This window comes from Pseudomonas brenneri, assembly GCF_007858285.1.
Lineage (GTDB): Bacteria > Pseudomonadota > Gammaproteobacteria > Pseudomonadales > Pseudomonadaceae > Aquipseudomonas > Aquipseudomonas brenneri.
On sequence record NZ_VFIL01000007.1, the window covers coordinates 183,538 to 197,948 of the forward strand.

Sequence of the window (14,411 nt, forward strand, 5' to 3'; positions counted from 1 at the left end):
CCAATTCCTAGTGAACCTTCTTAAGACCACCCTCCCCGGCCGGATTCATCCCGGCATACCTTGTTACAACCATTCACCCATAGGCAGCGCCCGTAGAGAACTTCAAACTTTCACCCTAGTCCTAATGCTAGGCGTGCTTTAAACCGTGAGCGCCTGCTGACAACCCATAGAGGTTCACAAAATGAAAATGACACTACCCGCCCTAGCTTTGGGTGTCCTCATTTCGCAAGGAGCGATGGCAGCCGGAGATGGCACAGCCGCTCTTGGAGGCGGCGTTGGTGGTGCACTTGGCAATATCGTAGGTCAACAGCTCGGGGGCTCGACAGGCGCGGCGGTTGGCGCAGGCGTTGGTGGTGCTGCTGGTAGTGCTGTTGGTGCCCAAAAAGGCAATAAAGCCGAAGCTGCATTAGGTGGCGGTATCGGCTCGGCTGGTGGCTCACTAATTGGTAATCGCCTGGGCGGCACAACTGGCTCGACTATCGGTGCAGGTCTCGGCGGCGCCGCGGGTGGTGCGATCGGAAACAACCTGGCGGACGATGAGAGCAATCATCGATCTGATGGCAAGAAGCACAAAGGCAACAACAAGCATAAACACAAGAACAAACATCGTTAGTTTCTGACGCTATTACATCGAAGCCCGGCACAGCGCCGGGCTTCTTGTTTCTGTCCTTACCAGTTAGGATCAGTGATCGCATCCGTATGGAGGTGGCTGCATGAAACCCACCGCAACCAAACTCGTCAAAATCACCGCACTCATGAGTGTATGCGCCAGCGTGAGCTATGTGGCCCATGTCGTGAGCCGAGAAGTGGCTTACGTCCATGCGAAGGTGAGCAGATCGACGAGCACTGAAGCCCCACGGCAAGAGCTTCGATGGCCAGAAGCCGTCGCTTTGCCAGAGTTGCGTGTCCCTCCATTGAAAGCTGACCAACTGGGCGCTGATGATTAATTCATCTCGCAGAGTTTGACTTCCGGCATTTCACAAACCTTTCACAGCTGAACGCATATAGTTACTCCAGCTCCTAAAGAACATCCTTTTAAGCCCGCTACTCCCCATCGCGGGCTTTTCTTTGTCTGCGATTTGGATCTAGATTGCGCTCGCCGATCGGGCTAGATCGCCTTCCACCTTTCTACTTTGAGAAATCTCGGGCAATTCCTGGCGTGCAGCAATACATGCCCAGCTTTTCCTAGCTCCGGATTTCCTTAGCGAATGGTTTATGCATTTATGCATAAAAGCTGTTGCCGTCCTATTGCCAATGCCTGCTAGTAGGAATACTGTTTGTTTATACAGTCATCGCAAGGAGCGAAGAATGAGCCAGGCACCCTACCCCGCATCGAAACCACGGAATTCCTATGAGCTTGTTGGTCGCCGCCTACAAGGCTTGATCGCTTCTCCCCGGGTCCAAAGGATTCAGCTGGTCGAGGTATCCAGGCGCGACGACGAAAGCCCTGAAGCCTGGCACCAGGTCATCCAAGACATCGGCGACACAGCCGGAATAAGGATTGAACATTTGGATGATGGTGCCGTCCGGATAGGCTGGCGCGAGTACTGCGATTCCTAAACGAGCCCGCCAGTGAGCGGGCTCTTTATTGTCTCCCGCAAAAAATATGGGAATACCCATTGACGATAAATATGGGATTGCCTATATTTGCATCCAGGCCAGCAACGAATATCGCCGGCCAGTAGCGAAAGCAGCACCGATCTTTAGCGGCACCCCTTGCCGGATCACCACCGGCCCAGATTCAAAGGCAGCGATGAACCGGCCTCAACGGTTCAGAGGGTTGGCAACTGACCCGGGCGTGCAGCGTAAAGCGCCAAGACGAGTTATCCAGCGGGAGAACAAGCCGAAAGGCCCGCGGCTGGAAGAACAATTTGGAACTGCCGAGGATTTCTCGGTGGTTCGATTCAACCCCGGCCTGTCGCCAGTAGCGAGGTCGGGGGTTTCACCGATAGTCCTTGGCAGCAGGGCCTAACGGGAAACCAATCGGGAGAAATATATGGCCAAGAAAGTGAGCAGAACGACCAAGACAGAGCCAATCGGGGTCCGAGTCAGCCCAAGAACGCGGTACCTCATGGATGTAATGGGGCGAACTCAACGGCGATCTTTGACGGCGGTCATCGAAGCGGCTGTAGAGAGTTACGCGACAGAGGCGGAAAGCTCGCTAGCCGCCCATACCTGGTCAACTGATGAAGGCGAGCGCCTGCTTAATTTGTACTCGAAGGCCCCGCACCTCTGCTCATTTGACGAGGAGATTGATGCCAAAGCAGCCCTGGCCGCGCTCAGCGACTAAACGGAAATTTTCACTTCTGTCACCGCATCGGTGGCAGCGGGAAACCAACCGAGGGTCACCACGATGGAAGCAACAATCATCAACGGTTCATGGAAGGGTCACCTCGGACGTGGCCTGGCGCCGCGAGAGCTTCAGTTTCTGCTTTGGATTGCCCAGGGCTTCACCTCGAAAGAGATCGCCCGCGAAGCAGGGATTGAGGCAGGCACCGTCAAGAAGCGCCTGACCAATGCGATGTTCAAGCTGGGCGTGACGAAGCGTACGGCGTTAGTAGCTGAGGCCATGAAGCGCCAGATCATCACGCCGGTGTGCTTTGTGCTGGCGGCGCTGATCGCCATGCACTCGATGATCAGTGACGACTCGCTGCGTCGTGATCGCCGGGCGCCGGAAAGGCGCATGGCTCAGGTGCGGATGGTGCGCCGGGCAGAGCGTGTTGAGCTGACAGCCTAAGCGCTCCAGACTTTTTCACTGATGCACCTGGTTACCCGGGTGCATTGGGAAATCAAACAGGAGAAAGGAAAATGAACGAAGAACAGATTGAACGAGTTCGTGAGTTAGTTCGGATCGTAGCGAATGACGACGGTACCGATTTTGATACCGCCTTCAACGTTTCAATGAAAGTACTGAAACTGCACGCTATCGACAACGCTCCGAAGGGCGCGGCCAGTGGGGGCGGAAAGTCTCAGGCCAGGTCTAACCAAGCAGACCATGTTTCGGACTGAGATACGAAAATCCACGGTCCGCCATGCCCGGAAAGCGGAGTAGCGAGCCCCCTGATCCGCTCGCGAAGCGCGGTTATGTCAAGACTGCTTGATCCGTAATAGGTGCCGATTGGGAGTTTTCGCAACGCCCCGTCGGAGAATGCAATGGTCTTCATCAACCCCAACGCTTCCATCCCAGCATGAAGATCCTCGTAGTCATCCCATCCGGCCTTCAGTAACTCAACCCGCACCATGTAATTCGCCATAACTGCATTCCTTGTTTCGACAGTGGAAGCCGAAGCATATGGGGTTTCCCTCGCCTGTGGAAAGCGAGGAAACAGGGAGCCTGCCCCTGTAAAACAGGCGCTCCCCTTCCCACCTCTACTCGTCAGCACTCCTCCCCCGCGCCCCATCGGCAACCAGCGGGAGGTATGAGTGTTGACGAATACAGGTGAACAACCCGCCACTTTGGAGGCGACCATGTCAGCACTACGCAAGGCTCAGTTTGAGCAGGACGAACAACTGCCGCCTCCGGTGAGCGAAACCTCTCAGCAATTGGCTCGCAGCGAATGGCTGTACAACGCAGCCGAAGAGCTGGCCAGAGGTGGCAGCGTGGTGTTCAAGCGCCACCTGCACCCGCAGCAAGGCGTCACGGCTTACCAGTTCGCACTGGCTGTCGATGAGTACGCCAACAACCTACTTGCCGACTGCGGCGTCGACGCTCCAGCCCTGGGCTACTTGCTGATCGCTGGGATGGCGGGCTCAAGGGTGAAATCGGAAGCACTGGAGCTACTCGGCCAGAGCGACCACCCACTTGGGAAGCTCGGCGAGATTGCCGAACGCCTACTTCAACCTTTGGCTGATGACGCACTAATCGCCCAGGCCGAGGACAACGAACTGTGAGCCCCTATGTTGAGATCGATAAAGCGCTGTTTGCGCTTGAAGATCCAGATAAGCCCGCCATCGACGAGATCTTGGCCGAGGGTTTGATCGTGCGCCACTTCACCTCGGGCGCCATCAACGCAGAAGAATTTCATTGGTATAGCGCACGCCTCCTGGATGTCAGCCGGCGGCGTAAGGAGAAGGCATGACTACCGCACCGGTTAAATCCCTGATCGACGAGCAGCTCGAAGATATCAGCGCTCATAACCTTCGCGAGGCCTACAGCCTGGCCGAACGCCGCGGCTTCTTCGGTGCGCCAGTTGAGCAGTACGTAGAGCCTGGCTACGGCGGTCGAGTGCTTCAAGTACTCCGCTATAGGGTTCAGCAGCAGCGCTGACTTTACACCCGGCCCTTTCAACTCCCCCACTCAGTCACTTTGAACGCTGCGATCAACGCGGCAAGGACTCCTCATGTCGACGAACATGCAGATTTGGGAAAAGGTCTGCACGACCGATACCCGCTATACAAAACCTGCCGAGGTTGGCGGTCAGAAGATCACCAGTCTGAACGGTACCGCGATGATCATGAAGGCGACCGAAGTGTTCGGTCCTGTAGGGATCGGGTTCGGTTGGTCAGTCATCGAGGAGCGCTTCGACGAAGGCGCTGAAATGGTCAGCGGTGAAGGAGACAAGCGCCTGGTACTGGGTCGCGAACTGAACCACACCATCAAGATCCGCTTCTGGTTTGAGTTGGATGGCAAACGCGGCGAGATAGAGCAATACGGCTGCACGCGCTACCTCTACAAGTCGAAGTTCGGTACGACTACCGATGGCGAGGCGCCAAAGAAGTCGCTCACCGATGCAATCAAGAAATCATTATCAATGCTCGGTTTCAGTGCCGACGTGTTCCTTGGGATGTTTGACGACGCCGAGTACGTCAACCAACTGAAGGATGAAGAACTGATCGAGCAAGCTGAAGATCAAGAAGCCGAGAAAGCTCGCCAGCAGCAGGAACGCCTGGACTACATCAAATCAGTCATCGACACGATGGCCGGTGCCCAGTCTCCTCAGGAACTGAAAAAGATCCATGACGTGGCGGTGCGCAAACTCACCCTACGCAAAGACACCAAGGGCGCCGAGCGCGTCTCGCTGGAATGGAAGCGAATCACCGACGCCGATAAGGAGGTTGCAGCATGACCCAGCTCTACACCCTCACCGGCAAGCTCGCCGAACTACAAGCGATGGCCGACACCGATGACGAAGGCCTGAAAGAAGCTTTGCAGCACGCCATGGACGAGATTCAAGGTGAGTTCAGCGACAAAGCGGAAAGCGTTGTCATGTTGAGTCGGAACATCCAGGGCGATATCGACGCAATAGAAAAAGAGGTCGACCGACTGAATGAGCTCAAGCGCATCCGGAAGAACACCGTCGGCAAGCTCGACGAGTACTTGCGCAATAACATGGAGGCCGCCGACATAAAAACGATCAGGCGCCCCCTGTTCACAATCACGCTGGCTCTAGCCCCCGAAAAAGTTATCGTCGATAAAGAGGACGATATCCCGGACGACTTTATCGACACCAAAACCGTGTTCTCTCCCGACAAGCGCGCCATCGCGGCCAAGCTCAAGGAAATCCGAGAGCACAACGTAGCCGTACGAAAACGCATGGCCGCCGGTGAAGACGCAGAACACGAACTGCTCGAAGAGCCCATCTGGGCGCATCTCGAGCGTGGTGACAGCTCCATACGGATCAAGTAAGACGCCGTAATTTTGTAGCAAAAGTGGCGCTATGACGGCGGTCATACGCTTCGGGCCATTTCGGCCTGCACTCATACGCACTTTACTTAAGGATGAGTATCATGAACGATGATTTGAAGCAGTCAGGCTCTACTACTACCTCGCAAACCACCACCTCGTTAGAGCAGGTTAAAACCGGCAGGGTCTTGGATTTCACCTGGGCGCCAAACGCCAACACAACGACCACCACCGTCTCGGCGGACTTTGTCGACTACAAGGTCGACACCTCCCAGGGCAACCCTACTGGAGACAGCCACTCCATCGCCCGATTTACCTATGTCCAGGGAAAAGGCGGTGGCCAGATCAGTCAGTTATTTCTCGAAGAGATGCGTGCCGGCGTACGTGCCAACACCCAGATCGGGCTGATGGTAGGACGCAAATGGGTTCTGGATCCCAACGCTGAAGTATCAGGCAGCATCGGCACCTACGTGGTCGAGCAATTCGATGACATGCGTGCCAGTGTCAATTATGTCGGCGCCTTCGCGCGCGTCTTCGCCGACCCGCGAATGGTCAGCTACCACGCTGGGGGCCACGTACACACCAACGTCTCCATCACCGGCAGCAGACCACTGACTATGGCGGACTCAGGTAAGTCGATCCTGGTCATCAGCGATACAGACGTCACGCTCACAGTTGGTGATGACGTGACTGAGGGATTCAAGGTGAATCTAATCCAGGCGGCCGCTGGCAAGGTCAACATCGCCGTATCGAGTAGCCATGTGATCTACAGCAATGCAGGGAGTCGCACACGCACGCTCAACCCATTAGATGAGCTGGAAGTCAGTACCTTCCCATTCGGCCCTGTGTTCCTGGCTTTCCGGGTCAGACCTACTGCCTAACGATACATTGCGCGCTGACAGAGGTGGATCTTACTGCCAGCGCCGTAATCACCGACAGACCTGGCTCGCGCTGCAGGCCAGCGGAATAGAAGAGGTAGGCCATGGTCAAGAGTCTAAGGGAGCCGACGGCGAGAACAATCAAAAAGCGCAAGAAGGAAGTCCCGCTGTGCATCGAGAGTTCACAGTTGAAGTGGCCAAAATGTTCTAGCCAAACTTAAAGCGAATCATCGATGCCGATGGCATGAACCACGAGCAGGACATTCACCTGACGCTGATGTGGAACTGGATCGCCACCGACTCCAAAACTGCAGCGCGAGGGATACAACAGCCATTAAATATAGCTGTCAGGTTGATACATTTATTCCTGAACAGTAGTTGATGGCTGCCTCAATACAACTTTAAACAACCATCCACCGCCTACAACAACGACTGTCGCTACCGCCGACAGTATGAGAAAAAAAACCGACCACAAACGCTCGTATTCAAGTTTCACTGCAACGCTATTATCACTTACCAATTTAGCCAGCGCATCATAATCTTTTCTAAGCATCGGAACAGATAGCGCACGCTCAGGCGTCGTAGAAATTGAACTTTCCAATAGAGTTAAACGAGTGTCGATAGTCGCCACTTTAGATTCAAGCGCTTTAATCAATGCACCTTGCTGGTCAGAAACCACTGGAGTTCCGAGCGAAGACATTAACGCTTTCAAAGCCAGAATTTCTTTTTGTAAGTCCATAATTTTTTGAGAGGGCACCGCTGGCTCGGTCACACTTTCCATACTAATTCGAGCAAATGTAGCTGCTTTCTCCCTAATTTCAAGAAAACCTTGAAATGACGCAAAAGATGTGATCACACCAACTACAATAACTACAGCCATAGATGAAAGCTTTAAATACCACGAAGCCTTTTGATAGCTATTTTGGCCTATGCCTTTACTCCTTAAGTATTCTTCCGCGTTCAAAATCGATCCTTACTATGTGTCAAAAAGCCATCAGACGAACTTCACATTATCACATGCTCGCTTTCCGGTCACGGAGGGCGGCGCCTACCTGAGGTAAACGCAATGCCCGTACTTCACAGCGCAATCCACAAGATCGACAAGAAGCCAGACGGCACCCCGGCCGTTCTGTTCCTTGGCGGCGCCGAGCAAGTCGAAAGCCAGGCCCGCGACGATCTGATGCAACAGTTCAACGAAAGCTACAACGGTACCACCGGCAAGGGCTGGGGCTTCTTCCATGCCGAATCAGGTGCCTTCCCACTCAGCGGCTGGCTCGGCAAGTACCTGACTGGAGTCGGTGACTTCCTCAAATTCAGCACCATTGCTGCCGAGCACCTGGTCAAGCTCATGGAAGAGTCGAACCTCACCACCGGCGGGCACGCCCTCTTCTGCCATTACCAGCAAGGCCTGACCGAATACCTGGTCATCGCCCTGGTGCAGGAAACCGAAGCCGTGACCATGACCGAGGAACTCAGCCTTCTGACGGTTAAGCGCCTGGACTTGGATCACATCCGCCTGGCCGCGCGCATCAACCTCAGTGAATGGAAAAGCAACCCGCAGTCGAAGCAATACATCTCGTACATCAAGGGCAAGCAGGGCCGCAGGATCAACGAGTACTTCCGCGACTTCATCGGTTGCCAGGAAGGGATCGACGGCCCAAGCGAAACCCGGACCTTGCTCAAGGCGTTCAGCGACTTTGTTGAAAGTGAGGATCTGCCTGAAGAGTCGGCACGCGAGAAGACACACACGCTGGTCAGCTACTCCATGGCCCAGGCCAGGCTGGGCGAGCCGATCACCCTTGGCGATTTGTCGGAGTTGATCGACGAGGACCGCCCGAAGAACTTCTACGACTTCATCAAGGCAAAGGACTACGGACTTTCCGAGACCCTGCCACCGGACAAAAAGACGCTCAACAAATTCCGGCGCTTTACCGGCCGGGCGGAAGGCATGTCGATCAGCTTCGAGGCGCACCTGCTGGGCGACAAGATCGAGTTTGACCCAGCCGGAGGCACGCTGACATTGCGCGGCCTGCCTACTCAGCTAACCGAGCAGCTCAAGCGCGCCTCTCTCTAACGTTTCGGGATGGTGTTAAGCGGGGACGATAGTTAGATGAGCAAAATAGTTGTGATCGACAACCATTGCACGACCTTCTTCCGTCTCCGAAATACGGCCGAGATATTTGGCGTTAGTCCCGGCCGTATAGACCTCGTCACCATCAATTCGATATAGAAGCTCTCCGGTATCACTTCGCACAAATTCATCCTCGTCGATACGACCAATTAGTGGAGCCATTGGGCCTCGTCCCGAATAAACGCTGTAGCGACCCTTTGTAAAATCGATAGCCATTTGAATCTCCTTGATCCGGCTCCATGCCGGTCACCTGTAATAGCCCATATCACTGTACAGCGCCAGATGGCGGCAAGTGAGATGCGAGTGCTTTGTATGCTTCAGAGAAGTAACCCCTGAATAGCGGATCACCGGAAAACTTCACGCGGTAGTCTGCTACCTCTGGCTCATCCATCATTTCAAATGTACTGAGAAAGGCATCCTGCTCAGAAATTAGTATCTCGGGCTGGTTGTACTCCTCAAATTGGCTCCCAGTGATATCTATCTGTAAATGTCCAAGCTTTAGCCAGACGTGAGAGCCAAGCTCGCCTCTGTGGCCACCACATGCCCCAGAGATTCTAAGAGCACCTGGCAGCCCCTTGTCCGTTAGGTATGTTGCCAACAATGCAGATGAGTCATCACAGCATCCTGCTGGAAACCTCTTGCTAATCGATATCTGGAAAAAGAAACCGCTTTTTACCAATTCGTGAAGTGCGGACCTGAAGGTTTTCACCTCTTTAAGCAGTTCATTTCGATCCATCTGACATCTCCATTTCGAATCGCTCCGAATATACCTGCGAGGATCCCCTATGTCCGCACAACGACCACGAATCGTTTGCCAGTTCAGCTGCGGTGCTGCCTCGGCGGTTGCCACAAAGCTGGCACTAGCACAGTACGGCGCAACACACGATGTGCAAATCATCAATGCATTTCTGGCCAACGAGCATGAAGACAACCGGCGATTCCTACTGGACTGTCAGGAGTGGTTTGGGCAGGAAATTGTGCAGCTGCGTGACGAAAAATACGGCGCCGACATCATCCAGGTATTCCGCCGAGAGCGCTTTATGAAAGGCCGCAATGGCGCACCCTGTACCAAACTGCTGAAACGCCGCTTGCTTGATGCCTGGAAGCAACCGGGAGACGTCATGGTGTTTGGCTACACCGCCGAAGAGGTTGACCGACTTGAGGACTTCCGCGACCGAAACCCAGACCGACCGATCATAGCGCCGTTGATTGATGCAGGGTTAGGGAAAGAGGACTGCAAGGCAATGGTGCTGCGCGCTGGCATAGAACTGCCGCTGATGTACCGGCTGGGCTACGACAACGCTAACTGCATCGGCTGTGTGAAAGGTGGCGAAGGCTACTATCGATCGATCCGCGAGGACTTCCCGGAGCAATTTGAAGAGCTTTGCCGTGTTCAGGATGAACTTGGCCCAGGCTCGTACCTGCATCGCGACCGCAAGACCAATATCCGTTTCTCTCTACGCAATCTTCCGCCTGGTGAACCTCGTCGAAACGATGCACTACCAGCTTGCTCTTTTTTTTGCGAGATAGCTGAAGCCGACTATCAACCGAGCGCTGCGGACATAACGTCGGGCTGAGCGTTAGCTGGTGACGCGTGAACAATCTGAGCCCTCAATTTGCTATGCAGTACACGATGACAGTTGGCACACAGGCATCGCAATTGATCCAGCGTTGTCTTGTGCTGGTCGCCCATATCTGCGACCTGGATCGCTTCATGATGAACTTCAATACAAGCCGCCCCAAAATCGCCATACGCTTCGACAGGATCTGTTCCGCACTCCTCGCAGAATAGCCGGCCATGCTTCTTGATAAATGAAGCTTTCTTGGCTTTAGAAAGACCCGGTGAGCGTTCACGTTTCAGGTGGTACACCAGCTTGACTTGGCCCTCGGCCCACTCCCTATCCTCAGTGTCTATGGGTATTTCGAGCGTCTCGACTTGCTCACCTTTGGGGACGACTTTGTAACCCGCAGCTTCCAACAGCTCGAAACAGACCGTCCCCTTTCCCGCAGTGAAATGCTTGGGCATTACCTTGAACCCCAACGCTTCCGTTGCAGCGAGGCCGAAGACCTGCTTGGGAGCTAGTCTGGCATTCGCATCAACTAACAGGTCGTAGTCGATAGAGGGTCCAAAATCCTCTGTCAGGACACCTTGAAGGAGATATTGGACTGCTTTCCAAATGTACTCAGCAGTAACCTTACGTAATTCTTCCGCCGGCAAGCGAGCATTGCCTGCCAGCCCAGTCCCGTCTACGGAAACTAAGGCTTGTGTTGCAATTACCGCTTCCAACTCAGGGGCGTCCAAGAAGCCAAAAATTACGTTACCCAATGCAACTGAAATGGCCGCCAGATAGCAACCCTGGTTACCGTTACCATTTGATTGGAGAGGTGAATTTTTTTTCGGCAAAAATTTTACAATTTTGTCGATGTGGGCTTTCGGCGAAATCGGAGTAGTTAATGCGACCCAGTTGACCGACACCAACCACCCTGTAGCAGCCCAGCTTTCACCAATCGTTCCAAATTCTTCAGGCTTCGGCGCTTCGGCGTAATTACTGATTGCTATGCCAATCGCTTTGATCAGGCCATCCGCGTAGGACACCACAACATCCCCCGGCTCCACCTGGGTCAAATTGTCGTAAGTTTTGTTGCGGGCACCATTTTTACTGGTTTTCGGCGACCAAATATAGCCACCTTCAAACTCAGCCTTAAAGGTCTGCTTATGGTTCACCCACCAAAATTTGTGCCGGGAGGTTACCGCGTCCTCAAAGTCTCGTAGGCGCGATGCCGAATGTTCTACCGCTTCTGGGGAAAAAAAATCAGGGTGCCTAACCACAACGGCTTCAAAAGCGAAATTCTGTAAACCAAGGCCGACTAGAGCTCTGTAGCCTTGCGTTTCTGCTTCACGGGTAACCACTCTCTCGACGCCCGGAACAATCCCATGTTCTTTCAGCATCCTCCATGTATAAGCAGCTGGCTGCCGCTTCCCATGTTTCTGGAGCAGTGTCTGCTCGTACGACAGCACGGCAAGAATCGACTCGATCTCAGCCGATGAAGTTGCACCAAACTGCTCACGAGCGATGAGCTCCGCTTGTTGCTTCAGGGTTTCAAGCTTATGTGCGTCCATGTTTGCTCTCTCCGATGAGAAACAGAGTTTAAAGCAGATGGTGGCATTTCGACACTCACACCTCTCAATACGTAATGCGCTAATCCTTACACGGTGCAATTGAATAATTGCAGTGCTACGCACTGATCTACCCGTAATCCCTCCCCCCTTCAAAGTCAGCCGCTATAGCGGCAAGGACCGGTATCGCCCAATGAAAACGAAAGCGGTTCAAACAGCTGCGCCTGTTCCTGCGTGCGGGTTTCAGCGTGGAACCTGGGAGTGTCGTGGCGACGGCTACCTTTGGGACGCCGATTGCGACGGCTGGGATCCAGCTGAAAATGATAATCCTTGCCCTTGCTGCAACACGATGGAGTATCTGCAGCGCGCCAAAGATGAGGCTGAAAGCTGCAGCTATTACTCGAATAACGGATCGTCAGGCACGGGCGAAGACATTTGGCTCAACTGCCTATCCTGGGCTGAAGCTGCAAACCCAGAAGGGCTACCTGAAATTCTTCGTCAGATTGGGCCGGTTGAGGCGCTCATAGATGATCCCTCGGCGCCAGATGGCTACATCGTCCGCACAAACAACGCCGAGGTGACGCCATGATCGCCACCCTCTGGTTCGCCTACGTCTTCATCTACGAACGACTGGGCAAGGATGTGACCAGCGGACCAAGGCGTTGAGTTACTAGCCCAGAGGAAGGGAGTTGTTTAACTCTCAGCTAACTACTTCGGTCCACTGATTCACTGCCCACTGCTTGAAGAGCGCGCTCCAATGACTTGATAGAGCGCCAGTCGGATAAGCACTTGAACAACACATATCTGAAATACAAGCGCGACACATCATTTCTAGCACACCTCTGGATCTAGTCCAGGGTCGATTTCAAATAAATCCCCTCACCCTTCAACGTCAGCCGCTATAGCGGCAAGGACGAAGTCATGACCACTGAAAACCAAAGCCCTGAATTCGAATTGAACGGCTCACAGACTGCACGCCTTGACCTGCGTTGCTACAGCGTCGGCGATCAAGACTGGGTTGCAGCTACAAGCGAAGAGGAAGCCCGGCGCTTGCTGGCTGAGATGAACGGCGATGACCCTGCCGACTACGAAGACTGGGACGTCGAGTTGACCAGCGAAACCATGCTTGATCGGCAGTGGACAGACGAGGATCCGCCGCACGCTGAATGTGGGTGTCTTCGCGACTGGCTGGCTGAAGCAACTGAGCCCACCTACCTGATGGGTACGGAGTGACGCCATGAAGGCTTTATCAATTCGCCAGCCCTGGGCCTGGCTGATCGTGCACGGCGGCAAGGACATCGAGAACCGCAGCTGGCACACGAAGTTCCGGGGCCGGTTCCTGGTGCACGCCGCCAATGGCATGACAAGCAACGAGTTCACCATGGCCCTTCTGTACTGCTCGGAGCGGGGCTTGCCTATGCCGGATCGTGACGACATGCAGCGGGGCGGCATCATCGGTTCGGTTGAGCTGGTCGACAGCCTCGATACCAGCGGCTCGCCCTGGTACATGGGGCAGAAGGGATTCTTGTTGCGCGATCCCAAGCCGCTGCCCTTCACGCCGTACAAGGGGCGACTGGGCTTCTTCGAAGTGCCTGACGAACTGGTGACGCCATGATCCCAGTAGCCACCCTCTGGTTCGCCTACGTTTTCATCTACAAAGGGCGGTTATCGACTAACCCAATACGTTAATTCCCAAGCGAGAAGCAAGCTCACTCATCTGATCACGACTGACCTTCACACCCTCCAAATTTACAGTCCTTATGTCGAGATCCCCCAACTCTGAATCAGTCAAGTCGCAACCAGTAAAGTCTGCAGACTGCCAGTCAAATGAGTTGAACTCTCCACCGGAAAGATCAGACCCGGAAAAGCTGGCACCGGTCACATTTGCACCGGTCCACCTGTTATCCCAAAGTTCGCACCTTTCGAGATTCACTTTTGAGAAGTTGGTGTAAGCCAAGTTGCTCTTATTGATATATGCGCTGCAAAACCACGATTTATGAGATATGACATTCATAAAACTCGCACTACTAAAATCGGCTCCCTGAGCCTTACACTCACTGATTTCCAGACCAAGAGCGCTGACAAAATTGAACGCGCAGACTGACAAATCGCAGCGTTTGAAGGAGGCCCCCTTCATTTTGGCGCTACGAAAATTGCATCCGAGTTGGCGATCTGAATCGTAGAAGATGCAATCGACAAACTCTGTTTCAGACAGATCAACCTTGGAAAAATCACAATTCAGGAACGTTACGCCGCTGATGACTTGCCCAGTGAGCTCGTCTATGCCAATACGCTTGTTTTCAAAAGTTTTGATCAACATGAAGCGTTCCTTCCGACACACAACCTAAAAAGCTATCAATTTAACATCTTAGTCAGGGCCTAAAAATGCTTCGACACCTCAATTTGTATCAGAGATTTTCTTTGTTTTTACATCGTTAGGGTCTGGATAACAGCCTGAACATCTCAGGTAGACGCTACTCGTCAGTTCGCCTTCCCGTGCCCCACGCAGGGCTGCCCCGTAACTACGGACACCTCCAGACTTATGGCTACTCAAGGCGAATAGCAATAGGTCTCCAATCCAGGCCTACCAATACCCACCGTCGACATACCTGCTGGGGACGACTCAGCGTAATTGGCTATCGATCCAGCGCTCCGCTGCTG

At 53.8% G+C, this 14,411-nt stretch carries 22 protein-coding genes; 17 read left to right on the forward strand and 5 right to left on the reverse strand.

The genetic code is table 11. The features are described from left to right. The first annotated feature begins 181 nt into the window (after positions 1-181). The 12 genes from FJD34_RS17230 (at position 182) to FJD34_RS17285 (ending at position 6,504) form a co-directional block, all read left to right on the forward strand. Positions 182-613, forward strand: coding sequence for a glycine zipper domain-containing protein (locus FJD34_RS17230; RefSeq protein WP_090291388.1), 432 nt, complete (start codon positions 182-184; stop codon positions 611-613). 100 nt (positions 614-713) lie between these two features. Then, entirely contained in the window at positions 714-947 is a 234-nt protein-coding gene (locus FJD34_RS17235) for a hypothetical protein (protein WP_090291389.1), read from the forward strand. A gap of 361 nt (positions 948-1,308) precedes the next feature. Beyond that, positions 1,309-1,560 carry a DUF1654 domain-containing protein gene (locus tag FJD34_RS17240; RefSeq protein ID WP_090291390.1) on the forward strand — a complete coding sequence of 84 codons (252 nt, stop codon included), beginning with the start codon at positions 1,309-1,311 and terminating at the stop codon, positions 1,558-1,560. A gap of 436 nt (positions 1,561-1,996) precedes the next feature. Beyond that, the gene (locus FJD34_RS17245) at positions 1,997-2,290 is read left to right on the forward strand and encodes a hypothetical protein (RefSeq protein WP_090291391.1); all 294 of its coding nucleotides are present in this window, start codon (positions 1,997-1,999) and stop codon (positions 2,288-2,290) included. 63 nt (positions 2,291-2,353) lie between these two features. Beyond that, positions 2,354-2,737, forward strand: a complete 384-nt coding sequence (locus FJD34_RS17250; RefSeq protein ID WP_090291392.1) for a response regulator transcription factor — start codon at positions 2,354-2,356, stop codon at positions 2,735-2,737. A gap of 71 nt (positions 2,738-2,808) precedes the next feature. Continuing rightward, positions 2,809-3,009 carry a hypothetical protein gene (locus FJD34_RS17255; RefSeq protein ID WP_146552234.1) on the forward strand — a complete coding sequence of 67 codons (201 nt, stop codon included), beginning with the start codon at positions 2,809-2,811 and terminating at the stop codon, positions 3,007-3,009. A gap of 459 nt (positions 3,010-3,468) precedes the next feature. Continuing rightward, on the forward strand, positions 3,469-3,891 hold the full coding sequence (locus FJD34_RS17260; protein WP_090291394.1) for a hypothetical protein: 423 nt from the start codon (positions 3,469-3,471) through the stop codon (positions 3,889-3,891). Further along, entirely contained in the window at positions 3,888-4,079 is a 192-nt protein-coding gene (locus FJD34_RS17265; protein WP_057959985.1) for a hypothetical protein, read from the forward strand. Before FJD34_RS17260 ends, FJD34_RS17265 begins: the two co-directional genes overlap by 4 nt. After that, positions 4,076-4,267: a hypothetical protein gene (locus FJD34_RS17270; RefSeq protein WP_090291395.1), complete on the forward strand. Its 192-nt coding sequence runs from the start codon at positions 4,076-4,078 to the stop codon at positions 4,265-4,267. Before FJD34_RS17265 ends, FJD34_RS17270 begins: the two co-directional genes overlap by 4 nt. Before the next feature lie 73 nt (positions 4,268-4,340). Beyond that, complete coding sequence (locus FJD34_RS17275) at positions 4,341-5,066, forward strand: hypothetical protein (protein ID WP_090291396.1); 726 nt, start codon at positions 4,341-4,343, stop codon at positions 5,064-5,066. Then, a complete protein-coding gene (locus FJD34_RS17280; protein ID WP_029294950.1) occupies positions 5,063-5,626 on the forward strand; it encodes a siphovirus Gp157 family protein in 564 nt (187 codons plus the stop codon). The genes FJD34_RS17275 and FJD34_RS17280 overlap by 4 nt, the downstream gene beginning before the upstream one ends. A 101-nt stretch (positions 5,627-5,727) precedes the next feature. Further along, positions 5,728-6,504: a hypothetical protein gene (locus FJD34_RS17285; protein WP_090291397.1), complete on the forward strand. Its 777-nt coding sequence runs from the start codon at positions 5,728-5,730 to the stop codon at positions 6,502-6,504. 358 nt (positions 6,505-6,862) lie between these two features. Here the strand turns inward: FJD34_RS17285 and FJD34_RS17290 are convergent, their stop codons facing one another. Further along, the gene (locus FJD34_RS17290) at positions 6,863-7,465 is read right to left on the reverse strand and encodes a hypothetical protein (protein ID WP_146552236.1); all 603 of its coding nucleotides are present in this window, start codon (positions 7,463-7,465) and stop codon (positions 6,863-6,865) included. A 102-nt stretch (positions 7,466-7,567) separates the two neighbouring features. Here FJD34_RS17290 and yejK point away from each other — a divergent pair, with 102 nt between their 5' ends. After that, positions 7,568-8,575: a nucleoid-associated protein YejK gene (gene yejK / locus FJD34_RS17295; protein ID WP_090291399.1), complete on the forward strand. Its 1,008-nt coding sequence runs from the start codon at positions 7,568-7,570 to the stop codon at positions 8,573-8,575. A 15-nt stretch (positions 8,576-8,590) separates the two neighbouring features. Here the strand turns inward: yejK and FJD34_RS17300 are convergent, their stop codons facing one another. Further along, positions 8,591-8,848, reverse strand: coding sequence for a hypothetical protein (locus tag FJD34_RS17300; protein WP_090291400.1), 258 nt, complete (start codon positions 8,846-8,848; stop codon positions 8,591-8,593). Between the two features lie 49 nt (positions 8,849-8,897). Then, positions 8,898-9,368, reverse strand: coding sequence for a hypothetical protein (locus FJD34_RS17305; protein WP_090291401.1), 471 nt, complete (start codon positions 9,366-9,368; stop codon positions 8,898-8,900). A gap of 49 nt (positions 9,369-9,417) precedes the next feature. Here FJD34_RS17305 and FJD34_RS17310 point away from each other — a divergent pair, with 49 nt between their 5' ends. Continuing rightward, a complete protein-coding gene (locus tag FJD34_RS17310; RefSeq protein WP_090291402.1) occupies positions 9,418-10,209 on the forward strand; it encodes a hypothetical protein in 792 nt (263 codons plus the stop codon). Here the strand turns inward: FJD34_RS17310 and FJD34_RS17315 are convergent. Then, the gene (locus FJD34_RS17315; RefSeq protein WP_090291403.1) at positions 10,176-11,753 is read right to left on the reverse strand and encodes an HNH endonuclease; all 1,578 of its coding nucleotides are present in this window, start codon (positions 11,751-11,753) and stop codon (positions 10,176-10,178) included. The genes FJD34_RS17310 and FJD34_RS17315 overlap by 34 nt on opposite strands. A gap of 190 nt (positions 11,754-11,943) precedes the next feature. Here FJD34_RS17315 and FJD34_RS17320 point away from each other — a divergent pair, with 190 nt between their 5' ends. From FJD34_RS17320 to FJD34_RS17330, 3 genes are all read left to right on the forward strand, one after another. Continuing rightward, positions 11,944-12,339: a hypothetical protein gene (locus FJD34_RS17320; RefSeq protein WP_090291404.1), complete on the forward strand. Its 396-nt coding sequence runs from the start codon at positions 11,944-11,946 to the stop codon at positions 12,337-12,339. A gap of 332 nt (positions 12,340-12,671) precedes the next feature. Then, entirely contained in the window at positions 12,672-12,983 is a 312-nt protein-coding gene (locus tag FJD34_RS17325) for a hypothetical protein (protein ID WP_090291405.1), read from the forward strand. Between the two features lie 4 nt (positions 12,984-12,987). After that, entirely contained in the window at positions 12,988-13,365 is a 378-nt protein-coding gene (locus tag FJD34_RS17330) for an ASCH domain-containing protein (protein ID WP_090291406.1), read from the forward strand. Positions 13,366-13,422: 57 nt separating this feature from the next. Here FJD34_RS17330 and FJD34_RS17335 read toward each other — a convergent pair whose 3' ends face one another. Beyond that, the gene (locus FJD34_RS17335) at positions 13,423-14,067 is read right to left on the reverse strand and encodes a Qnr family pentapeptide repeat protein (RefSeq protein WP_090293174.1); all 645 of its coding nucleotides are present in this window, start codon (positions 14,065-14,067) and stop codon (positions 13,423-13,425) included. Positions 14,068-14,411 lie beyond the last annotated feature (344 nt).